At 70.2% G+C, this 19,874-nt stretch carries 25 protein-coding genes and 1 pseudogene; 10 read left to right on the top strand and 16 right to left on the bottom strand.

Annotation, left to right across the window (positions count from 1 at the left end):
* Positions 1 to 164: 164 nt before the first annotated feature.
* Complete coding sequence (locus ACR68M_RS35335) at positions 165 to 1,103, bottom strand: hypothetical protein (RefSeq protein ID WP_441248259.1); 939 nt, start codon at positions 1,101 to 1,103, stop codon at positions 165 to 167.
* A gap of 168 nt (positions 1,104 to 1,271) precedes the next feature.
* On the opposite strand from ACR68M_RS35335, the gene ACR68M_RS35330 reads away from it, so the two are divergent.
* Entirely contained in the window at positions 1,272 to 1,364 is a 93-nt protein-coding gene (locus ACR68M_RS35330) for a hypothetical protein (protein ID WP_441248258.1), read from the top strand.
* A gap of 49 nt (positions 1,365 to 1,413) precedes the next feature.
* On the opposite strand, the gene ACR68M_RS35325 is transcribed toward ACR68M_RS35330, so the two are convergent.
* Both ACR68M_RS35325 and ACR68M_RS35320 read right to left on the bottom strand, forming a co-directional pair.
* The gene (locus ACR68M_RS35325) at positions 1,414 to 2,136 is read right to left on the bottom strand and encodes a response regulator (RefSeq protein WP_441248257.1); all 723 of its coding nucleotides are present in this window, start codon (positions 2,134 to 2,136) and stop codon (positions 1,414 to 1,416) included.
* Entirely contained in the window at positions 2,133 to 3,332 is a 1,200-nt protein-coding gene (locus ACR68M_RS35320; protein ID WP_441248256.1) for a sensor histidine kinase, read from the bottom strand. Before ACR68M_RS35320 ends, ACR68M_RS35325 begins: the two co-directional genes overlap by 4 nt.
* Positions 3,333 to 3,512: 180 nt before the next feature.
* On the opposite strand from ACR68M_RS35320, the gene ACR68M_RS35315 reads away from it, so the two are divergent.
* Both ACR68M_RS35315 and ACR68M_RS35310 read left to right on the top strand, forming a co-directional pair.
* Positions 3,513 to 5,711: an MMPL family transporter gene (locus tag ACR68M_RS35315; protein WP_441248255.1), complete on the top strand. Its 2,199-nt coding sequence runs from the start codon at positions 3,513 to 3,515 to the stop codon at positions 5,709 to 5,711.
* Between the two features lie 24 nt (positions 5,712 to 5,735).
* Positions 5,736 to 6,470: a class I SAM-dependent methyltransferase gene (locus ACR68M_RS35310; protein ID WP_441248254.1), complete on the top strand. Its 735-nt coding sequence runs from the start codon at positions 5,736 to 5,738 to the stop codon at positions 6,468 to 6,470.
* Positions 6,471 to 6,723: 253 nt separating this feature from the next.
* On the opposite strand, the pseudogene ACR68M_RS35305 reads toward ACR68M_RS35310, so the two are convergent.
* Both ACR68M_RS35305 and ACR68M_RS35300 read right to left on the bottom strand, forming a co-directional pair.
* Positions 6,724 to 7,970 (bottom strand): annotated as a pseudogene (locus tag ACR68M_RS35305) (IS3 family transposase); the annotation flags it as partial.
* Between the two features lie 309 nt (positions 7,971 to 8,279).
* On the bottom strand, positions 8,280 to 8,828 hold the full coding sequence (locus ACR68M_RS35300) for a hypothetical protein (RefSeq protein ID WP_441248253.1): 549 nt from the start codon (positions 8,826 to 8,828) through the stop codon (positions 8,280 to 8,282).
* Positions 8,829 to 9,368: 540 nt separating this feature from the next.
* Between ACR68M_RS35300 and ACR68M_RS35295 the strand changes: the two genes are divergently transcribed.
* Complete coding sequence (locus ACR68M_RS35295) at positions 9,369 to 9,560, top strand: hypothetical protein (protein WP_441248252.1); 192 nt, start codon at positions 9,369 to 9,371, stop codon at positions 9,558 to 9,560.
* 58 nt (positions 9,561 to 9,618) lie between these two features.
* Here the strand turns inward: ACR68M_RS35295 and ACR68M_RS35290 are convergent, their stop codons facing one another.
* Positions 9,619 to 10,056, bottom strand: coding sequence for a hypothetical protein (locus ACR68M_RS35290; protein ID WP_441248251.1), 438 nt, complete (start codon positions 10,054 to 10,056; stop codon positions 9,619 to 9,621).
* A 400-nt stretch (positions 10,057 to 10,456) separates the two neighbouring features.
* Complete coding sequence (locus ACR68M_RS35285; protein WP_441248250.1) at positions 10,457 to 10,639, bottom strand: hypothetical protein; 183 nt, start codon at positions 10,637 to 10,639, stop codon at positions 10,457 to 10,459.
* Between the two features lie 195 nt (positions 10,640 to 10,834).
* Here ACR68M_RS35285 and ACR68M_RS35280 point away from each other — a divergent pair, with 195 nt between their 5' ends.
* From ACR68M_RS35280 to ACR68M_RS35270, 3 genes are all read left to right on the top strand, one after another.
* Positions 10,835 to 11,353, top strand: coding sequence for a SigE family RNA polymerase sigma factor (locus tag ACR68M_RS35280; RefSeq protein WP_441248249.1), 519 nt, complete (start codon positions 10,835 to 10,837; stop codon positions 11,351 to 11,353).
* Positions 11,350 to 12,492 carry a hypothetical protein gene (locus tag ACR68M_RS35275; protein ID WP_441248248.1) on the top strand — a complete coding sequence of 381 codons (1,143 nt, stop codon included), beginning with the start codon at positions 11,350 to 11,352 and terminating at the stop codon, positions 12,490 to 12,492. Before ACR68M_RS35280 ends, ACR68M_RS35275 begins: the two co-directional genes overlap by 4 nt.
* 196 nt (positions 12,493 to 12,688) lie before the next feature.
* Positions 12,689 to 12,862, top strand: coding sequence for a hypothetical protein (locus ACR68M_RS35270; RefSeq protein WP_441248247.1), 174 nt, complete (start codon positions 12,689 to 12,691; stop codon positions 12,860 to 12,862).
* A gap of 263 nt (positions 12,863 to 13,125) precedes the next feature.
* Here ACR68M_RS35270 and ACR68M_RS35265 read toward each other — a convergent pair whose 3' ends face one another.
* Positions 13,126 to 13,407, bottom strand: a complete 282-nt coding sequence (locus ACR68M_RS35265; RefSeq protein WP_441248246.1) for a hypothetical protein — start codon at positions 13,405 to 13,407, stop codon at positions 13,126 to 13,128.
* 88 nt (positions 13,408 to 13,495) lie between these two features.
* Entirely contained in the window at positions 13,496 to 13,642 is a 147-nt protein-coding gene (locus ACR68M_RS35260; RefSeq protein WP_441248245.1) for a hypothetical protein, read from the bottom strand.
* A 79-nt stretch (positions 13,643 to 13,721) separates the two neighbouring features.
* Between ACR68M_RS35260 and ACR68M_RS35255 the strand changes: the two genes are divergently transcribed.
* A complete protein-coding gene (locus tag ACR68M_RS35255) occupies positions 13,722 to 13,925 on the top strand; it encodes a hypothetical protein (protein WP_441248244.1) in 204 nt (67 codons plus the stop codon).
* Between the two features lie 176 nt (positions 13,926 to 14,101).
* Positions 14,102 to 14,440 carry a hypothetical protein gene (locus ACR68M_RS35250; RefSeq protein ID WP_441248243.1) on the top strand — a complete coding sequence of 113 codons (339 nt, stop codon included), beginning with the start codon at positions 14,102 to 14,104 and terminating at the stop codon, positions 14,438 to 14,440.
* 477 nt (positions 14,441 to 14,917) lie between these two features.
* On the opposite strand, the gene ACR68M_RS35245 is transcribed toward ACR68M_RS35250, so the two are convergent.
* The 7 genes from ACR68M_RS35245 to ACR68M_RS35215 all read right to left on the bottom strand — a co-directional run bounded on the left by ACR68M_RS35245 (position 14,918) and on the right by ACR68M_RS35215 (position 19,004).
* Positions 14,918 to 15,184 (bottom strand): hypothetical protein, encoded by a 267-nt coding sequence (locus ACR68M_RS35245; protein ID WP_441248242.1) that lies wholly within the window; start codon positions 15,182 to 15,184, stop codon positions 14,918 to 14,920.
* A 71-nt stretch (positions 15,185 to 15,255) separates the two neighbouring features.
* Entirely contained in the window at positions 15,256 to 15,561 is a 306-nt protein-coding gene (locus ACR68M_RS35240) for a helicase associated domain-containing protein (RefSeq protein ID WP_441248241.1), read from the bottom strand.
* Between the two features lie 137 nt (positions 15,562 to 15,698).
* Positions 15,699 to 16,706 carry a helicase-related protein gene (locus ACR68M_RS35235; RefSeq protein ID WP_441248240.1) on the bottom strand — a complete coding sequence of 336 codons (1,008 nt, stop codon included), beginning with the start codon at positions 16,704 to 16,706 and terminating at the stop codon, positions 15,699 to 15,701.
* Positions 16,703 to 17,455, bottom strand: a complete 753-nt coding sequence (locus ACR68M_RS35230; protein ID WP_441248239.1) for a DEAD/DEAH box helicase family protein — start codon at positions 17,453 to 17,455, stop codon at positions 16,703 to 16,705. Before ACR68M_RS35230 ends, ACR68M_RS35235 begins: the two co-directional genes overlap by 4 nt.
* A 106-nt stretch (positions 17,456 to 17,561) precedes the next feature.
* Positions 17,562 to 17,765, bottom strand: a complete 204-nt coding sequence (locus ACR68M_RS35225; RefSeq protein WP_441248238.1) for a hypothetical protein — start codon at positions 17,763 to 17,765, stop codon at positions 17,562 to 17,564.
* Positions 17,750 to 18,547: a 3'-5' exonuclease gene (locus ACR68M_RS35220; RefSeq protein WP_441248237.1), complete on the bottom strand. Its 798-nt coding sequence runs from the start codon at positions 18,545 to 18,547 to the stop codon at positions 17,750 to 17,752. Before ACR68M_RS35220 ends, ACR68M_RS35225 begins: the two co-directional genes overlap by 16 nt.
* A 202-nt stretch (positions 18,548 to 18,749) precedes the next feature.
* The gene (locus ACR68M_RS35215; protein ID WP_441248236.1) at positions 18,750 to 19,004 is read right to left on the bottom strand and encodes a hypothetical protein; all 255 of its coding nucleotides are present in this window, start codon (positions 19,002 to 19,004) and stop codon (positions 18,750 to 18,752) included.
* Positions 19,005 to 19,087: 83 nt separating this feature from the next.
* On the opposite strand from ACR68M_RS35215, the gene ACR68M_RS35210 reads away from it, so the two are divergent.
* On the top strand, positions 19,088 to 19,837 hold the full coding sequence (locus ACR68M_RS35210) for a hypothetical protein (protein WP_441248235.1): 750 nt from the start codon (positions 19,088 to 19,090) through the stop codon (positions 19,835 to 19,837).
* Positions 19,838 to 19,874: the final 37 nt, after the last annotated feature.

Raw genomic sequence — 19,874 nt, 5'->3', positions numbered from 1 at the left:
TGCCTCTACGAACCGCTTGTAGTCGTTCGGGAGATCACCCCCAGGGTGCTCTCAATGGAGCCCCACCTCACCCCTTGGCCGAAATTCTGAGGAGGCTCCCCCATCATCGCAAAGACGCTTTCCAAGTATTCCATCAATTTACCACATTTCTCACGGATTGAGATTCATCTTTGGACAACTTGGCGACCCGGAGACGGTGCCACCTGTCGGCGTCTGCGTGATTTCGCCACCTGGTGGCCGACCTGGTCGTAGGTAGCCGTGGTGATGTGGCCCTGCGGGTCCTGGGTGGACGTCCGCTCGCCGAAGGTGTCGTAGCCAGTGCTCACGATTGGTCGCATCGACAAGAGGGCGGTCTTTCGCACTGTCGTGTCGTAACTCTCGGCGCTCAACAGCGGCCCCGTCCTGACAGTCGGACGTCCGAGCGCGTCGTACGACTGAGTCGAGGTGAACGGTGACTTGTCCGCCACTCCAGTGGCGTTGCCGTTCGGGCTGATGCTCGCCACGGGCAGCCCCTGCTGGTCATAAGTCGTTGTGGTCACGGAGTCTGCGGGCTGGCTCGTCACCGTAGTCCGGATGACATCGCCTGCAGCGTCGTAGTTGTAGTCAGTCTGGGCGCTGGCAGTGCCACCCGTGCGGATGACGCTCAGGACGTCACCGGCGGCGTCGAATGAGGTGTTGGTGCTGGTCCGGTTCAGGCCGCCGGGGTCGAGGGTGGTTGAGACGGGGCGGCTGGCTGCATCGTAAGTGTTGGCAACGGTGGTCTGGCCGCCGCCGGTGACGCGCTGGGTCAGGTGGCCTGCGGGATCGTAGGTGTTGGTCTGGAGGACGAGGTTGCGGGTGGTGCCGTCAGGGTTGTGGAAGCCGTCGAGGTCAAGCTCGGCAGCGGTGTTGTCATCGTTGTAGTACGTGTGGGTGGTGCGGCCCATCGCGTCGGTGTCGGTAGCCAGGCGGCCGGCAGGGTCGTAGGCGCGCGAGTCGAGGACGACCCTCCGTGCGCTGACTGGATTGGTGGGGCTGCCGGTGTAGTTGGTCAGGACTGTTTCTAGCAGATGGCCGGTCGCGGAGTAGCTGTAGGCGTAGGTAGTGCCCGCCGGGTCGGTCATGGCGGTGATTGAACCGTTCCGGGTTCGGTAACCAAACCCGGAGCGGTTCACCCTTCATCAAGTCACCCCCACCGGACCCCGGACGCGATCACCCTCAAATCAACCCGGTGGATTCGGGCTGAGATCTCCGCCGAGCTGCACATTAGCCTGGCCACCACCAAGACCCATGTGGCACGGCTGCTCGCCAAGCTCGACGCGCGCGACCGGGTGCAGCTCGCCATTGCCGCCCATGAGGCGAAGATCGTCCCGCAGTCCGACTGAGGACCGGACAGGGACGTGTCGGGGATCGTCCTCACGGCGGCGCGGTAGCTCATGGCCGAGGACGTGGCGGGCGGGCCAGGCCGGTCTGGTAGGCGAGCACGACGAGTTGCGCGCGGTCGCGTGCGCCGAGCTTGGTCATGGCGTGGTTGACGTGCGTCTTGACGGTGAGCGGGCTGAGCGTCAGCTGGCGGGCGATCTCCGTGTTCGACATCCCGTCGGCTACCAGGGCGGTCACTTCGCGCTCCCGGTCGGTAAGCGAAGCGAGCAACGGTGACGCGCGCACCGGCTCGCTGTCGTGCAACCTGAGGAACCTCGTGATCAGGCCCCGGGTGGCGGACGGCGACAGCAGCGCGTCGCCGCGCGCCACCGTGCGGATCGCGTCGATCAGGACCTCTGGGCGCGCCCCCTTGCCAAGGAATCCGCTGGCACCCGACCGAAGCGCCTCGAAGACGTAGTCGTCGACCTCAAACGTGGTCAGGATCAGCACTCGCACCCCGGCGAGGCTGTCGTCGGCGGCGATCCGCCGGGTCGCGGCCAGCCCGTCGAGGCCCGGCATCCGGATGTCCATCAGGACGACGTCGGCGCGCGTCTCGCGGGCGACCCGGACGGCATCGTGACCGGTGGCCGCCTCGCCCACCACCGTCAGCAGCGGCGCGCGGTCGATCATGAGCCGCAGGCCCTCGCGGACGAGGTCCTGGTCGTCGGCGAGGACCACGCGGGTCGGCTCTGTCGTCGTGGACCCCGGCGAGGGGGGTGTGGTCCTGGTGCTCATGAGCCCTCGATCCGGGCCGCTCGCAGGGGAAGCTCGGCGAAGACACGGTAGCCGCCCTCGGGTCGCGGGCCCGCTGACAGCGCTCCGCCCAGGGCGGCCACCCGCTCTCGCATACCTACGATGCCGTGCCCTCCAGGCGAACGGTCTCCAGGCGTGTGCCCACCACTACGAGCGACCAGCTCTCCATCGTCCTCGACCGCCAGACTGAGTACCCCGGGCGTGTACGTGAGCCGCACCACGGCGGTGGCGCAGCCGGCGTGCTTGCGGGTGTTGGTCAGCGATTCCTGGATGACCCGGTAGGCGGTCAGTTCCACCGCCTCGGGCGCCGGCCTGGCCTGGCCGGTCACCTCCCGAGTGACCCGCAGGCCCGCGTCGGCGAACGAGCGGATCAGCTCTTCGAGCTGGTCAAGGCCGGGAACTGGCTCCGCTGGCTCGGTCGGCTCGGCCGCGCCGGGCTCGCGCAGCAGTCCGACGGTCAGGCGCAGCTCGTCCAGGGCTTCCGCACTTGCCCGCTGGATGTGGGCGAGCGACTCCCTGGCCAGGATGAGGTCCTCGTCGTCGAGCGTGCAGGCCAGCGCGCCGGCTTGCACGCTGATCAGGGCGACATGGTGCCCGACGGCGTCGTGCAGGTCCCGTGCGATCTTCAGCCGTTCTTCGGCGACCCGGCGATTCGCCTCCTCCTCCCTGGTCTGTTCGGCGCGCCTGGCGCGCTTCTCGACCTCGGCGACGTAGCCGCGGTGGCTGCGGGACGCGCTGCCGCTGGTCACCGCCAGGGCTGCCCACAGCAGGATCACGAAGCCGGTGATGCCGGGATGGGTGATGAGTGAGGCGCAGAGCAGCGCCGCCTTGACAGTGACGCCCACCGCGAGTGTCCGGCCAGGCCCGGCACCGAGCGCGACCGAGTACAGCACGTAGAAGACCGCCGGCAAGGTCAGCGGGTAGGCCATCCCGTCGGCCATGAGTACCACCGACCCGATGACGGCGACCGCCACCGTGCCGACGGGGAACCGTCGGAACGCCACCAGGGCCGAGTAGACCACTGCGGACACCAGCCAGCTCAGCGGCCGGTGGGAGCTCAGCGCGTGCCGGATGTCGGCGGGGATCGTCACCACCGCGAACAGCACCACCGTCGTTACCGCCGAAAGGAGTTGTAACTCCTGACGGCCAATCAGTCTGTTCCAGGCACTCCCCCACATAGCTGGACTGTAGGCAACGGCCGCCGCCGCGGGCAAGCGAACTACTGCCGACGCAGTAGGCGGAACCGTGAACTACGACCGATGGCGCGGTCGCGATCAGGGCAACCGCCGCGGCGAGCCGACGACCCGGCGATTCGCAGCCCCGACGATGAGGAGCCGAACCACAAGGAACGGAGGATCATGTCGGGTCTTGCACGCTGGTGCTACCAGCACCGCTCTGTTGTCATCAGTGCCTGGATATGTCTGCTCATCGCCCTGACGGTGATGTCGCAGGCGGTGAGGACGACGTACGACAACTCGCTCACGCTTGCGGGAACCGGGTCGGGCAGCGCCCAGGCACTGCTGCTGAAGTCGGCGCCGGCCCAGGCGGGCGACCGCGGTCAGATCGTCTGGCAGGTGAGCCACGGCAGCGCCACCGATCCAGCCATCGAGCAGCGGATGTCGGCGATGCTCAGACAGGTGTCGCAGCTGCCCGAGGTGGCCTCGGTCGCCGGCCCCTACGCGCCGGGCGGCCGGGTCCAGGTGAGCTCGGACGGGCGCACCGCTTTTGCCACCGTGAACTTCACCAAGGCGGCAGACGACCTGGACCACGCCGACATCAATCGGGTGATCACCGCGGCGACGGCCGCCCGCGAGCCGGGCCTCGCGGTCGAGCTCGGCGGCAAGGCGATCTCGACCGCCGAGCAGACGCCGGCGTCGAACGCGTCGCTGATCGGCATCGCCGCTGCCGCCGTCATCCTGCTCGTCGCATTCGGATCGCTGCTCGCGATGGTACTGCCGATCGTGACTGCGGTGGCCGGGGTGGCCGGCGGCATGCTGCTCATGGCCCCGCTCAGCCACCTGATGTCCGTGAACGGCATCGCGCAGATCCTCGGCGCGCTGATCGGCCTCGGCGTCGGCGTCGACTACGCCCTGTTCATCGTGACCCGGCACCGCCGCGGCCTGCAGTCCGGGCTGGACCCGGAGCAGTCCACCGTGCAGGCGCTCAACACCTCCGGCCGCGCGGTCCTGTTCGCCGGCGGCACGGTGTGCATCGCCCTGCTCGGCCTGCTCACCATCAACCTACGGTTCATCGACGGGCTGGCCGTACCGGCGGCGCTCACCGTGGTGTGCACCGTGGTCGCGGCCGTCACACTGCTGCCCGCACTGTTCGGGGTGTTCGGCTCGCGCGTGCTGAGCCGCAAGCAGCGCCGTCGGGTGCAGGCCAGCGAGCTGGGCCAGCAGAAGTACGACAACGGCTTGTGGGCGCGCTGGTCGCGCACCGTGCCGCGCTTCGCCGCCGTGTTCGTCGCCCTGGGGCTCGCGGTCACGGTCGTGGTGTCCGCTCCGGTGCTACACCTGCGGCTCGGCTTTGCCGACGCGTCCAACGACCCCACGTCAACCCACACTTATAAGTCCTATGCAATGCTCGCCGAGGGGTTCGGGCCGGGCTTCAACGGCCCGCTGGTCCTGGTCGCCCAGACGCAGTCCCCGGCCGACCGTGCCGCGCTCGGCCAGCTCAACCAGGCACTCGGCGCGGTGCCCGGGGTGGCCGCCGTACAGATCGCACCCGCGCAGACCGGGTCGGGTGCCGGGCCGGAGATCGAGGTGACCCAGGTCTTCCCGGCCACGGCGCCGCAGGCGCCGGCCACCTCCGCCCTGATCAACCAGCTGCGCAACACCGTCGTGCCGCACTACACCAACGGCACCACGCTGCAGGTCTACGTGGGTGGCCTGACGGCCACGTTCGACGACTTCGCCGCGACGACGAGCGACAAGCTGCCCTGGCTGCTCATCACCATCGTGGGTTCCAGCTTCCTGCTGCTCCTGCTCGCCTTCCGCAGTCTGCTCATCCCCGCGATCACGGCGGTGCTGAACCTGCTGGCGGCGGCGGCCTCGTTCGGGGTTCTCACCGCGTTCTTCCAGTGGGGCTGGGGAACCAGGGCGTTCGGTCTCGGCGCGCCCAGCCCGGTTGAGGGCTACCTGCCCGAACTGGTGCTGGCGGTTCTGTTCGGCCTGTCGATGGACTACCAGGTGTTCCTGGTCAGCAGGATGGCCGAGGAATGGTCGCGCACCCGTGACAACACCCGGTCGGTGCTCGCCGGGGTGACCGACACCGCGCGGGTGATCACCGCCGCGGCCGTGATCATGATTGCCGTGTTCACCGCATTCGTGTTCATGGGCCAGCGCAGCATCGCCGAGTTCGGAGTCGGGTTGGCCTCCGCCGTGGCACTGGACGCCTTCATCCTGCGGACGGTGCTCGTACCGGCCGTGATGTACCTGTGCGGCCGGGCGAACTGGTGGCTGCCCCGCTGGCTGGACCGCCGCCTGCCGCACCTGACCATCGAGCCCCCCGCGCAGGAGCAGTCCGCCCGCGCTCCCGAACCCGCCATCGTCTGATCCGATTCACCGAAGGAGTACCTCATGTCCGAAGACCTGAATCAGACCCCTCCGGCGGCACGTCAGTGGTCGCCGCGGTACGGCGTCGACGCGCCAGCCTTCCCGGCGGTGCTCGGCGCCGCAGGCGTGGCATGCTGCCTGGCCGCCGCCCGGCGACGGCCAGGCAGCATCGCGGTGGCGGCTGCCGGGGCGGTACTGCTGGCCAACGCCGGCGTGTACCTGCACACCACACTGCGCGGCAAGTTGCGGATCTGGGAACGAGAGCTGGATCGCGCCGGCCTGCAGGGCGACGAGCAGCTCCTGGACCTGGGCTGCGGCCGTGGCGCGGTGCTGATCGCGGCGGCCCGACGGCTGCCGAGGGGACGCGCCGTCGGCGCGGACCTGTGGACAAGGGATCAGAGCGGCAACAGTTCCGAAGTCACGCTCGCCAACGCCGCCGCGGCCGGGGTCGCCGACCGCGTGGAGGTACACACGGCCGACCTGACCGCACTACCCTTCCCGGACGGCTCGTTCGACATCGTGACGAGCGCGATGGCGATCCACAACATCCGATCGCTTGAGCGGCGTTACCGCGCGCTGGACGAGGCCGTGCGAGTCCTGCGCCCGGGAGGACAGCTGCTCATCGCCGACCCCTGGCCCATGGCCAGGAAGTATGCCGACCACCTCGGCCAGGGCACACTGCGCCCACTCGGCCCCGAGTACTGGTACGGCGGCCCGTGGCTCGGCGTCACGCTGCTGCATGCCGTCAAGGAGGGCTGACCAGCCGGCGCGGCGACCGTCGCGCCGGCCCGCCTGAAGGCACGACCAAGACGCCCTCTGCCGATCACGAACGGGCGGCCGAGTGCCGCTGTCGGATCTGCTTTCTGGGCATGCGCGAGTTCCGAGATCACTGGTTTCGGAGCGGAGGCTGACCAAGGATGATGACCGTGGCCGAGTGGGTGAAGCGTTGGGCTGAGGCTCTGGAGCCGGTGGCGGACCGTGTCACCGCGATGGGGGAGTTCCTGCGTGCGGAGGCTGCTGCCGGGCGGACGTACTGTCGCTGCTCGTAGGCGAGGGGACTGAGCTGGCCGTTGGCCGAGTGCCTGCGCCAGGTGTTGTACCTGTTCAGCCAGCGGAAGACGGCTGTGCGGCAGGTACGGGCGCCGGGCCAGCGGCGTGCGCCCTTGAGGAGCTCGCGTTTCAGTGAGGCGTGGAAGCTCTCGCAGGCGGCGTTGCCGGCGCTCGTTCCGACGGCTCCCATAGACTGGGTCACGCCCAACTCCGCGCACAGCTCAGCGAATTGGCTGCTCCCGTATTGCGCCCCGTGATCGGAGTGGAACACCGCTCCCTGCAGGGTGCCGCGGGTGGCGGCCGCCATCTTCAGGGCATCAGCGACCAGGGACGTGCGCATGTGGCCTGCGATCGACCAGCCGACGACGCGCCTGCTGAAGCAGTCCAGGACGGTTGCCAAGTAGAGGAACTGCCCGTCTCCGACCGGGAGATACGTGATGTCGCCCATGTACTTCAGGTTCGGTGCCGGCGCGCTGAAGTCGCGCCCGAACAGGTCCGGCACCGGCGCGGCCGACGGCTCGGGCACGGTGGTGCGGACCTTCCTGCGCAGGTGCGTGCCGACGATGCCGAACTTGCGCATCACCCGCGCGATCCGCTTCTCGTTCACGGCCGGGCCGTCCTCCCGCAGCTCAGCGGTGATGCGCGGGGCTCCGTAGGCACCGTCGGAGTCGGCGTGGACCCGCTGGATCCGCGCGGCCAGCACCGCGTCGGCCTCCTCCCGCACCGCCCAGGCCGCGGCGCCCGTGCGCCACTTGTAGAAGCTGGAACGCTGGACACCCAGCACCTGGCAGAGCCGCTTGACCTCGAAGGCCTCCCGGTGGTCCTCAACGAACTGGAAGCGGCTCATCACCAGTTCGCCTCCGAGGCGAAATACTTCGTCGCCTTCCGCAGGATGTCCCGCTCGACCGACAGTGTCTCCCGGTCCTTGCGCAGACCCGTGTTCTCCACGCGCAGGGCCGCATTCTCCGCCTCCAGGCGGGCGATGCGCTCCTCGGGCGTCGCCGACACCGCAGCCGCCCCAGAGCCGGCCGCAGCGGGGAGGACGCCGTCCGGCCCCGGCGCGGCTCCAGCGGCCCGCACCCACTGCCGCAGCGACACGGCATGCATCCCCAGATCCCGTGCGACCTGCGCATACGTCAACGACGGATCGGAGCAGTACAGCGCTACCGCGTCAGCCCGGAACTCCGCCGAGTAGTACTCGTGCACCATCGGTGCCATCTCTTCCTCTGAACCCACGAGATCCAGCGTCCGCGATGTCCACCAACCGGGGGGAATGCCCCTACTCGAAGCGCACGGTGAACCGCTTCTGCATCACGGACTTCTCGTCCGCGCGCACGACCCGGTCCAGCAGGGCCGAGACCCTAGCGCCGGCGGTCGAGCCCCTTTGATGGCGACGCGAGATCCTGGGTCCATGAACGAGGAGAACGCGGAGAAGCACGACACGGATCAGCCCGTTGCGCCGAAGCCCGCTTCTGACCACGGGTCGTCACAGATGCCCGGACACGGGCCTTGCCCCGGTCAGTCAGCCGCGTCGGCCTGGCCGCGCGCGAGGAGTGCGAGTCGGCCCGCCAGCTGGCGCAGCAGTCCGGCGGCGAGGGAGAGCGACTCGCGTTGCTGCGGCTGGTCCTCGCCGAGGCCGGGTCCGTAGTGGTAGGCGAGGACTGCCGCGGCGGTGGCCGCCGCGTCGCGGGCTGCGGCCAGGCTTTCGCTGTCCGGGTGCTCCTCGTCGGGGCCGGCCGCCCGGGTCAGGTCGTCGAGCAGCATCGCGGTGCGCACCGTCAGCAGCAGGCGCTGCGGGTCGGTCTCGGATCCGGGCGGCATCGCGGCGGTGACGACTTCCTCGCGCACCGGGCCGTAGGCCGTACGGAGCGCTTCCACGTCGGCGCCGGCTTCATAGGCGTCGATCTCGGCGCCGACCAGGTGGGCCTCGGCCGCGCCCAGCAGGGCGGTGGCCAGCATCACCGCCCGCACCTCATCGTCGGCCACCGCGTCGGGCTGCCAAGCGATGTCCAATGCGTTCAGTGCGGCGAGCAGCTGGTCGGCGTGCTCGCGGGCCTCCTCGGCCATCGAGCCCTTTCTTCCCCGGTGCTGGGCGCACCGCCTCACTCGGGCACCGTACGTTGCCGCCGAGGTCGGAGCCCCGTGGAGCCGGTACGCACCTGGCGCGCGGCCGCGCCGGCGGTGTGGAGGACGGGGTGAACGGCACTATGCAAACGGTCGGGTACCCGGCACCTGATCCGGTCTGGGCCGACGATCCGTCGCTGGGCAGCGGAGTCAAGGTGAGCGTCGCAGGAGTCCTGGAGCTGGGCCGCTCACTGTGCTGATCCCGGATCAGGTGTAGTTGCGCAGGGCCTCGCCGATGGTCAGCACACGGGCGCCGGAGGCGTCATGAAGTCCTGGCGGCGGTCGAACTTCTCGCACAGCATGACCAGCGTCGGCAGACACGGCCTGTTCCTGCGCACAGTCACCTCGCTGCCTTGGATTGGAAACCGGAGACGGGGGATGTCTGCTGATGCCGACCGGTCGAATCCAGCACCCCGGGTATGAACTGGCGGCTACGGTAGGCGCCTTAGCCGCTGCGCAGGCGGCAGGGAGGGAGTGCCCGCCATGGGGTTGTTGGACAACGCGCAGGCGAAGAAGGCCCAAAAGGAGACGAACGCACGGCTGGACGCCCTGATCGCGGAACAGCGGCGCACCAACGAGCTTCTCCTCCACCTCATCCACCTTCAGGGCCAGCGCCAGGCTGCACCTCAGGACGCCGCGCCGGCGCGCACAACATGGGACTCTCAGCAGCCGTAGTTCAGGGCGCGACGTGCCCTCATGTCTCCGGTGGTGGTTGACTCGCTGACCACGGCGGTCAGTTGTAGGTGCGCAGGGCCTCGCCGATGGTCAGCACACGGGCGCCGGAGGCGGCGACCTTGGCGGCGATGCCGGTGAGGTCGCTGACCTTGATCTGGCCGGTGCTCGTGAGCCTCGTGGCGTCGGGGACGACGTTGTGGAAGGTAAGGATCAACCAGGTCGCCTCCGCGACGGCCCGGTCGATGTCGCCGGTGCCGGCCGTAGTGAGCAGGGTGGGCGCGTAGCCGCCGCTGAACGTGCTGACGGCGGACACCGCGCGCAGCTGGTAGGGGTCGGCCGGCGGCCAGGTTTCTTTCGTCTTGCTGTGGGTGGTCCGCGCCCAGTCGTAGTAGTCATCGAAGACCTGGCCGGTCGGCTGGCCGTCGCTGGTGAGCCCGTACTGGCCGAGCGGGTAGGCGAAGCCGGACGCGCCCGGAAGCCGCTCGCGTGGCTCCATCCGACCATGGTCGTCAGGTCGGCGCGCAGCTGGGCGTCGCTCATGCCAGTGTCGGTGAGGGAGTGGTCGGCGTCCGTCCCGGCGTGCCCGCCGACGTCCCAGCCGCAAGCATCCTGGAGTGTGAAGCACGGACGGGACGTCACCGGCTGACGCGGCCTCACGTCAGCGGATGCACGGGACAATGTCAGCGTTCCGACCGGACGACGCCGCCCTACCCGCAGCGCTTCCCCCCAACAGCCACTGACCGTAAAACCGCACCCCGCTGACACCAACACCGCACATCACAGCTCCAGAAACGCATCATGGGAGGCCGCGCCGGCGTCGGTAGAGACGTGCGGTGACCCAACGTGTCTCTCAGCCGCCCCTGCTGGCCCAAGATCAGCTCTGCGGTCTGCGGGATTCACTTCGCGGGCGGAGTGGGGTCGGCCGCGTCGGAACGTACCCGGGCGACGCCGTCGACCGCGCCCCCGCGTACCTGCCAGCCGCCCGTGCGCAGTTCGAGGCGGAGCGGGCGGCTGCGGGAGTCCAGGGTGAGGTCGACGGTTCCGATGGTGCTGCCGTCCGGACTGTATGTCTTGGACACGTACCGCTGGCCCGCCGGACCGGGCGCGCAGCTGAAGCACTCCTCGCCGAGCGGGAGGTGGCGTGTGTGTCGTGGAGCGAGTACCGGCCGTTGGGCATGCCCAGAGGCCTACGCAACCTTTTGCGCGGCACTCGGCATTAGGGATACGGGCAGCGCAATCCGGCGGTGCCCGCGACAGGGAGGGAGGGGGCCCTGATGGTGCGGATTGTGGCGAGTTCACGCGACGCCGACTTCACCGAGTATGCGGCGTCCCGGGCCGGGTGGCTGCGCAAGGTCGCGTATCTACTCTGCGGCGACGGGCATCGGGCGGACGACCTGGTGCAGGAGAGCATCACCAAGCTCTATGTGAACTGGTCCCGGGCGGGGCGGGTGGAGAACCGGGACGGCTATGCCCGGATGGTGCTGGTCAACACGTTCCTGGCGGAGCAGCGGACCTCCTGGTGGCGGCGGACGCGTACAGGGGGCACGGCGCCGGATCAGGCGTCGGCGGGGACGGACGTGGACGTCTCGCTCGACCTACGGCAGGCCTTGGCCGCGTTGCCGCCACGGCAACGGGCGGCGGTGGTGCTGCGTTACTACTGCGACCTCTCGGTCGAGCAGACCGCCGACCTCATGGGGTGCTCTGCCGGAAATGTGAAGAGTCAGAGCTCGCGGGGGCTGGACGCACTGCGGCGTTCGTTCGTGCAGCAATCGGTTGAGGGGAGCAGGGCATGAACGAGGAGACGAAACTGGCCGCGGAGCTCTCGGTGTTGGCCGAGGAGTCCGCCTCGTCGAGCGGTGTGGACGTCCATGAGGCGCTGCGGCGCGGCCGGGGCCGGCTGCTGCGGCGTCGGGTGGCGCTGCTGACCGCGGCGACGGCGGTGGTGGCCTCCTCGGTCGCACTGGCCGCGGTGCTGCCTGGCAGCGGCAAGGCAGCGGGACCTGCCGCGCAGCCGACCGTGACGGTGTCCCCGTCGCCGAGCGGGGTGAGTACGTGGAACCCGATCCCGCCTCCGGCCGGGCCCGCCGCCGCGCCGTCCGACAGCAGGACGCCCGCCCCGTTGACCGGCATGGATCCGCTGATCTCTGACGGCCGGTTCGGCTGGCTGCCGGACTCGATCAAAACGATCAGCTACTCGCTCGAGTCCAACGGCGGGTGGGCGAACGCGCAGGGCGATCCGGGGAAGCTCGGGAGTCCCTCCTTCCATCTCAAGGTCTACCCGGTGGGGGTGACGCCCGAGCTGCCGAACCTCCCGGACGGAAAGCCCAACCTCCCGGGCTTCACGCCGGGGAACCACGCGATCCGCGTCGATGCCCCACCGGTCAACGGGCGGGAGGCGTACTGGATCACCGCGAGCGACCCCAACATGGCGAAGGCCATGAACCTCCTGCGCTGGAAGACTGCGGAAGGCCGGTGGGCGGAGCTCGACTCCGGCTATCTCTCCGGTGAGGACAGTCAGCGGCTGCCGCTGCAGGTGGCGGCCGGCGTGACCACGGGCCACTGGCAGGTGCCGCTACCGCTGCGGATCAGCGACCTGCCGACGAGCTTCACGGTGAACTCGGTGTCGCTGGAGCAGTCGCGCGACGGCAACGACTTCAGGCTGGACCTGAGCATCGGGGCAGCGGCCGACGAGTTCATCGGTGTCACGGTCGGGCCGGACGTCCCGGAAGCCGAGCAGAGCGGGCCGAGCGGAGGGCCGATCAGGCAGCAGCCGACGGCGTGCAAGTCCGAGCACGGTGTGAAGGTGTGCATCAAGGTCTGGCGGAACCCGGAGCACGCTCTCGACCCGGTCGGCGGCGCGCAGGGCCTGCTGAACAGGATCACTCTCCTCGGCACGGACCAGACCAAGTGGAGTACTGCCGTGCTCGGCTGACGGCCAGTCACAGACGCGTACTCCCGGTGCACACGGGGGCAACGGGCGTACGCCTGTGCTTACCGGATCAGTAGTGGTACTGCTCCGACTGTACGGGCACTCCCGTGGAGATGGCTGAGGAGACGTACCGGCTGCTGGAGACACCGGGCGGCTTGGCCGCGCCGCCGGGTGATACGAGCGCCGCTTGGACTGCTGGGTGTCCTGGGAGGGGTGGGCCGCCCGGTGTACGGCGTCACGCCGGCTGACCGCAGCCACGGAGGCCAGCCAGGAGTACTGGCCAGTGCTGCGGGCCGACCGGTTCCGCCGCATCCGCGAGCACGATCCCGAGTTCGCCGAGCAGTTGGAGCAGACGCTCGGCGACAAGCAGTAGCGCCGAAGGGAGAAGTCTGGGAAACGTTTCGAAACTCTTCCCGGACTTGCCTTACGTCCCTGAATCCTTAACTCGCATGCTGACATGCACAGATGCCACCTGGACCCCAGATAGACGCGGGCGGCGGTGAACTCGGCGCGCAGCCGCTCGACGGTGGCGGCCTCAGTGTGGGCGGTGGTGGTCACCCTGTGCAGGGTGGCGTCCCGGGCCGGCCGGGCGTAATCCGCCTCCCCCGTACAGGTTAAGAGTCGGATCTGGCCTGGTCAGGCGGCCGTGCGCAGGCTGGTGTCGCAGGAACGGCAGGCCCACGGGCGCCATCGCTGCGGCCAGCGCTCGCCGGGGGCGGTGGGCTGCCAGTGGGTGGGGAGCATCCGTGCGGTGGCGGTGCCGCGGAGGGTGGTGTCGGCCGGGTCGCCGGGAGTGTCCGGGTCGGAGGCGGCGGCGTGGGCCAGGTGCACGCCGGCGGGCTCGGGGTCCTCGCCGGACACCTGGTAGAGGCGGGCGTCGGCGGGCTCGGTGAGCTCCAGCAGGATCACCATCGGCATGGTCACCACCGTGGACCCGGCCGGCCTGGCCCGCACCCCGAGGGCGGGCCGGGTGCGGGCGGCGGCGGGACCGGCTGGGGCCAGTGGGTCAGCGGTCGACGGGCCAGCTGGGGGCGGCGGCGCCCTGGTGCTGGCGCAGGACCGCGTCCAGGGCCAGGTCGGTGTCGGGGAAGCGCTTCGGCCGGGAGTGGGTGTCGATCAGACACCTGGCGGCGGCGCCGCGCTGGTAGAGCACCGCGATCGGGCCGCCGAGGCCCCAACGGCCCGTCGGGCCGGGGCGCGGTCCAACCGACGGGCTCGCCGTCCAGGCGCAGTTGGAGGACGCCTTCGGCGTCGGGAGCGAGCCAGCGGTCCTGCGCCTCGCCGCCGAGGAGAACCCGGCCACCGCCGAGATGGTCGCCGCCGTCCCGGCCGGCGCCGCCCGGATCGAGGACCTGGTCCAGCGCGGCCCGGCCGCACCGATCTGGCACCCGCTCAGCACCCGGGGTGGGCGGGCGTGCGGTTGGACGGAGCTGTAGATGGGAGGGCCGGGGCGGTCTCCCCTCCCCTCTCCCCGGCCGGTGGCGCAACGAAGCGGCGCTACCGGCCGGCGCAACGCGCCCGCTGCAACACGGCCCGGCCGCCGTTCGGGAGAGGCGAAGGCCAAGGCCAGGGGTGCAAGAGACTGCCACTGTGGCTGTGAAACGATCAAGGCATGTTGGGTACACCGCTGACCGAGGACCAGCTGGACGACTGCTGCTCGCAGCTGCCATGCGATTTCTGTGACGAGCTCACGGACCACGAGGACACGATCGACGTCGAGATCGTCCGAAGCGGCGCGCGGACGCTCTACCTCAGCTACTGCTCCGAGGAGCACCTCAGGGAGCACCTGTCCCAGCCGCTGCCGGCGCCGGAGCCACTTCCGGAGCGGTGGCCCGAGTCGGTCGAGCAAGCGGAGGGCGGGCTCGGCTGTGTGTATGCGACGATGGCGCTCGCCGGTGCATGTCTGCTGCTGGCCGTGCTGTCGGCGATCGGGGTACCGCTCTGGGGATAGGGGCGGATCGGTCATCGGAGCCGCAGGAGTCCGGCCCGCGTCCGCATCATCCGCACCCGCGCGGTGCAGGCTCCACGGACTCACCCGGCCAGCAATCATCCGACCGGGATCGTTTCCATATGCGGACACTCTCGTTGCGCTGCCGGGCACGCGTACACGCGTCCCTCTCGTACGCGGCAGGAATCGGGTGGCGTGGTGGCGGGTATCGGACGTCGGCAGGTACTGGCATGGGCAGGCGCGGGGGCGATGGCGTCCGGCCGTCCGGGCATCGCCAGCCGGTGCTGGTGACGTTGCTCTCCGCCCAGTCCAGGACGTCGAACTCGGCCCGGGCGATGGCCGCCGCAGCAGCCCCGGGGCTGTGGCCGGCAGCCACCAGGAGCTGGGTCAGCAGGGTGTAGCCGGCGCCGCGCATCCGGGTCCTCCTTCGCGAAGTCGGGCGGGGCGGCCCGGCACGCGGGCCACCCCGTGGGGGTGGTGCTACTGGTCGGCGTGGCAGTGGTGGTCGGCCTCGACGTAGTCGCCGTCGGCGAAGTCGGTCTCCAGGGACCAGCCGCAGGTGGCGCACTCGGCGCGGCCCTCCCACGCGATCTCGGCTTCGCCTTGGTCGCAGTCGTGGTCGGCGTCCACGATGGTGCCGTCCTCGAACAGCGCGTCGCCGCCGTCGCCGCCGTCGCCGCCGTCGCGGCAGGTGTGGCAGACGTACTGCGCGTACCAGGACACCTTCGGCCGCCGGGAGGTGGTCACTCGTCTCCTTCCGGGGAACGGGCCGTCCCGGCCTGGGCGGGCCGGGACGGCAGGCGTCGGGCTGGGGCGGATCAGCCAGTGACGGTCTCGGCGCGGGGGTGGAGCGCGTCCAGGAGCGCGGTCTGCTGGCCGGTCAGCTTCCCGTCGGTGCGGGCCCCCGCCTGCTTGCGCAGCCAGGTGCCGGGCCGGAACGCCGGGTCCGCGTCGCCGCCGGTGCGGTTGGCCGGGCCGTCCAGGGTTCCGCCGGCGGCAAGGTAGGCGAGCAGGCGTCGGTACGACCTGTTCCAGGTCGGCTCCAGACGCCACAGCTCGTCCAGACCGTCGAGCTTCGCCACCTGGTCGGGGTCAAGGTTGTCGGCCTTGCGCTGGCGGCGCATCCACGCGCCGACCGCGTAGTCGTCCAGCTTCGCGGTCGCCGGGATCGCCAGGAGATCAGCTCCGCGTGCTCCGCCTTGTCGGTGGGGTCGAGATGACCGTGCTCGATGTGGAACCTGGCGGCGACGGCGTGCATCCGCTACCACTCAACCGCACGCGGGTTGAACGCGCGCAGCTTCACGGTCTGGAGGATCCGCGCCGCGTGGTGCTTCGCGTTGATCCGCAGCCACTCGATCGGCGACTCGACCGAGGCCGGCTGCTGCTCGCCTTCCCCGGCCTCGCTGCTCTCGCTCTCGGGGGCCGCCGTGGTCGCGGTGGTGTGCGCGGTGCCCTGGGACCGCTTGCCGCGCAGCTCGGTGATCCGGCCGACCCGGGCGTCGTGCGCGGCCAGGGCGCGCAGGACCCGCCAGATCGTGCGGAACGAGCTGGCCTCGATCTCGGCGTCGGCCTCAGCCTTCACCGCCTCGCCGGCGTCGTGAACCTCGGCCGGGTCGGCGGCCGCCGTGTCGTCGCCGATCTCCGGCGTCGGCAGGTAGACCGGGATGATGACCCAGGACACCTTGCCCTGCCGGTAGGACTGGCGCAACGCCCGGCCCACCGCCTGGACGATGTCGATGACGCTCGACTTCGGGTCCGCGAAGCACACCGAATCCACAGTTCTGACGTCGATTCCTTCGGACAGGAGCCGAGCGTTGCAGAGGATGCCGCACTCCTCGCCGTCCTCGCCGGTGTGGGCCTTGAACTCGGCGAACGCGGCGCGGCGGTCCTTGAGCCGGTCGGTGCCGGCCACCGCCTTCGCCCAGATCCGCTCCGGACGATCCGCGTCGGGCAGCAGCTCGGCGGCCTGAGGCAGGGTGCTCGCGAACTCCCGCGCCGCCGACACCCGGGAGTGGAAGGTGATCACCTGTCGCAGGCCGAGGTCGGCGACCGCGCGCAGCACCGCGATCTGCAGGGCCAGGCGCAGCAGTTCCTCATTGGAGCGCTGCGAGCGCAGGTCCGCGATCGCGGGCAGGTTGAGCAGCTCGCGCAGGTCCTCGTCCGTCACCACCGGCACCAGGACGCGGTGGTCCGCAAGGTAGCCGTGTTCGATCCCTTGTCCGAGCAACCAGGTGAAAACGGTTTCGCCGTAGATTCGAGTGTCCGTCATGGAGCAGAGGGCGGGCAGCGCCTGGCCGTCGGCGTCGGCAGGTCGGCCAGGCCGTCCTTCGCCCGCCGGTCATCGGCGATCCGCGGGGTCGCGGTGAAGTACAGCCGGCGCTTCGCCGGGACCTTGGCGTCGTCGTGGATCGCGGCCCACGCCTTCCCTTCGGCACCTGCCGTACGGTGGGCCTCGTCGATGATCACGACGTCCCACGGGGCCAGGCTCCAGCCCTGGTGGGCCTCGACGATCCGCTCCAGCGAGGCGTAGGTGGCGTACACGGTCACCGGCTGGTGGTCGGGGGCGCCGTTGACCAGATCGGTCAGCACGGCCGGGGCGGTCGTCACGGCCGCGTCGATCCGCCCGCCCGCCTCCGCGCTCTCCAGCGCCTCATCCCGAGAACACGCCGCCACCGTCAGGCCCCGGCGCCCGCCCTTCAGCGACCAGGCTTCGGCGGTCTGCTCCAGCAGCTCGATCGTCGGCACCAGCACCAGCACCCGGCCCCGAGCTGCCAGGCGCCGAGCGCAGCCGGCCGCGATGAGGGTCTTGCCGGAGCCGGTCGCCGCGACGACGGTGGCGCGGCCGCCATCCTTCACCTCGCGCACCGCGGCCGCAACGGCGTCCTTCTGGAACCAGTGCAGCGGCAGCGGGTTCACCGTGGCGGTGCCGGACGGCTGCGCCGGGAGCGGCGGTACGGTCTGGGCACGCAGAGCGGTCGGCACGTCCTGCCCGGCGGCTACGGCTGTTGTGGTCTCCACGTGGCGGTTCTCCTTCAGGTATCGGACAGTGCCGGAGACCTGCTGTGCGGGATGGCCGGCGCCGGGGCGGAAATGGGCGCCCGCTGTGGGACGCCCACTCGTCCGGCTACTCGGGGGTGTTGGCGTCGCTGGCCGGCAGGTCGTGAACCTCGGTTTCGTCCGTCCAGTTGTAGACCCACTGCTTGCGGACCGTGACCCGGCTGGCCCACGGAAACAGGCCCTCGGCCATGCCGATGACTCGGCCCGCGATGGTGTCGAGTGCCGCATGGATCTTGGCACCGTGGATGTTCTTCTTCAGGCCTTGCGGCACCTCGAACTCGAAGCTGACGCGAAGAGCACGGGGTGTGCCAGTGGGCTCCGCCATGGGTGATCCCCTTTCAGGTCGTCGTTTTCCTCAGAGTAGCCAACTCTCGCTGAAATATCCCCAACTTCACGAACGTTGCTCTGTCCGCTACTCGGGCACCCAGCCGCGGACTTCCAGGTAGGCGATGTCGGCGTCCTCGACCGCGCGGCCGGTCTCCACCGGCCGGTGGCGCACCCTCCGGCCAGCAGCAGCGTCAGGAGTTGGGCGGTGACCTGGACGTCGGGCATTGCCCGGTGCCGGTCCGGGGGCTTGGGGATGCCGTAGTGGCTGAGCAGGTTGTCCAGCCGGTAGGAGCCGAGTCCGGGCAGGATCGCCTTAGCCAGGCGGATCGTGTCGAGCAGCGGTGTGCTGGCCAGGACGGGGCAGTGCGCTGTCTGGCGGGCGATCAGACCGGCTTCGGTGGAGGCGTGGTGGGCCACCAGCCGGTACGGCGGCCGGGTGAGGTGGGCGTCGAGTCGGGCCATCACCTCGGCGGCAGGGGGTACGGTGGCGAGCGCGGCGGCGGTGAGGCCGGTCTGTGCGGTGTCCATCGTGGTGACGGGGACGTCGGCGGGCGGGCGCATCAACGACTCGAACCGGCCTTCCTCCAGCAGCCGGCCGCCGTCGGGGCCCAGGGCCAGGGCCGCGACCTCGATCGGCTCGGCGGGGCGCCCGGCGGGGGTGAGACCCTCGAAGTCGATCACGATGAGGGTCAGGGCGAAGCGCGGGTCCTTCGTCAGCTCTTCCACGCGGCGGTCTCCTGCCGGATCGTCAGCGTCCACGGCTGGAGTGCCTGTTCGGTGTCGCGTGCGGTATACGGGACGGCCAGCAGGATGTCCATCGTATCGCGGGCTCGGGGAAGATCGCCGTCCGCGTTGCCGGCGCCGGCCCGGTGCAGGTGCGCCGCGGTGAGGCGGTGGCTGCCGACACTGCTGGGGATGCAGAGCTGGGCTAGGCCGGTGGAGAACGCACGTGGCTCGAGCAGGGCAGGCGCCACAACGCGCTGTAGTGGTCGGGGAGTTCGTCTGTGCCGTGTCGACGGCTCCAGACCGGGGTGCCGTCGACCGCGTGGTAATGGTCGTTGCCGGTGTGCAGGGCGTGGGTCAGCAGCACGGTGCACCCCTGGCGCGTCAGGGCGGCCTCGATGACTGGGACAAGAGCGCGGTCGGCGTCCAGGGCGCCGTCTTCGAAGCCGAGGCACTCCACCTTGATGCCGGTACCTCCCTAAGGGCTGTCCCGCTACTCCCGGCGGCCGATACGTGTCGGTGCGGCCTGAGACACTCTGGTCCGTGCTGATCAAGGGATACGACTACGGGACGCCGGTCGCGGGTGAGCGGCTGCTTGAGCGCGCCGGGCTCTGGTCCAATCACCTGCTGGCCGTGTGCCGGTTCACCTCGGGTGAGACCCGGCCAGCACCCGAGTGGTTCGGCGATGACGGCGCCGACACGGACGCCCTGGCCGAAGTCCTCCTGGACGACCAGGCCTGGCCGGCGTTCCGCATCCCGTTCCGAGGCGGTCACAGCGCCGTCGTCGTCTACCGGAACCTCATCGGTGACTTCGGGATCGACTACCTGCTGACCCAAGCGAACTGGCCTCGGACAGAGGATCTGTCCAGCTTCGACGGCGACTGGTACGGCCCGGGCCTCTCCTGGCGCGACATCGTGAACATCGCCGAGACGCCGGACCTAACCGCACCCGGCGTGCACGACACCGCGGCCCGCCTCCTGCTCCTGCTGCCGCTGCTCGCCGACGACGAGCTGCCGCCGCAAGCGCCAGCCCGGGTCGACGCCGCCCTCACGGCCATCGGAGCGCCCGAGGACTCTGCCCAGGACACGGCGGACCATCTCCTTCGGAGCAGACGGCCTGCAGCCAGGCGTCGTGGCGGCGCAGACTCCCCTCTGAGCGGCGGCAGCCACCGGCATACTGAGCCGGACTCGGATGAATCGGCGGTGTTGTGGGCACTCAACCTCACTCGATCCCAGAACGATGCCCTCGCCGACGCCCTGGGAAGTACGCTTCTGCCGGTGCCAGCGTCGTGAGTGCCGCGAGCCGGCTCCCGGGGCAGTGATCACGACT

The sequence above is a fragment of the Kitasatospora sp. McL0602 genome (assembly GCF_052076145.1).
In the GTDB taxonomy this organism is placed as follows: Bacteria; Actinomycetota; Actinomycetes; order Streptomycetales; family Streptomycetaceae; genus Kitasatospora.
The sequence above is the reverse complement of the archived record's forward strand: the minus strand, read 5'-3'. Positions and strand labels throughout refer to the sequence as shown.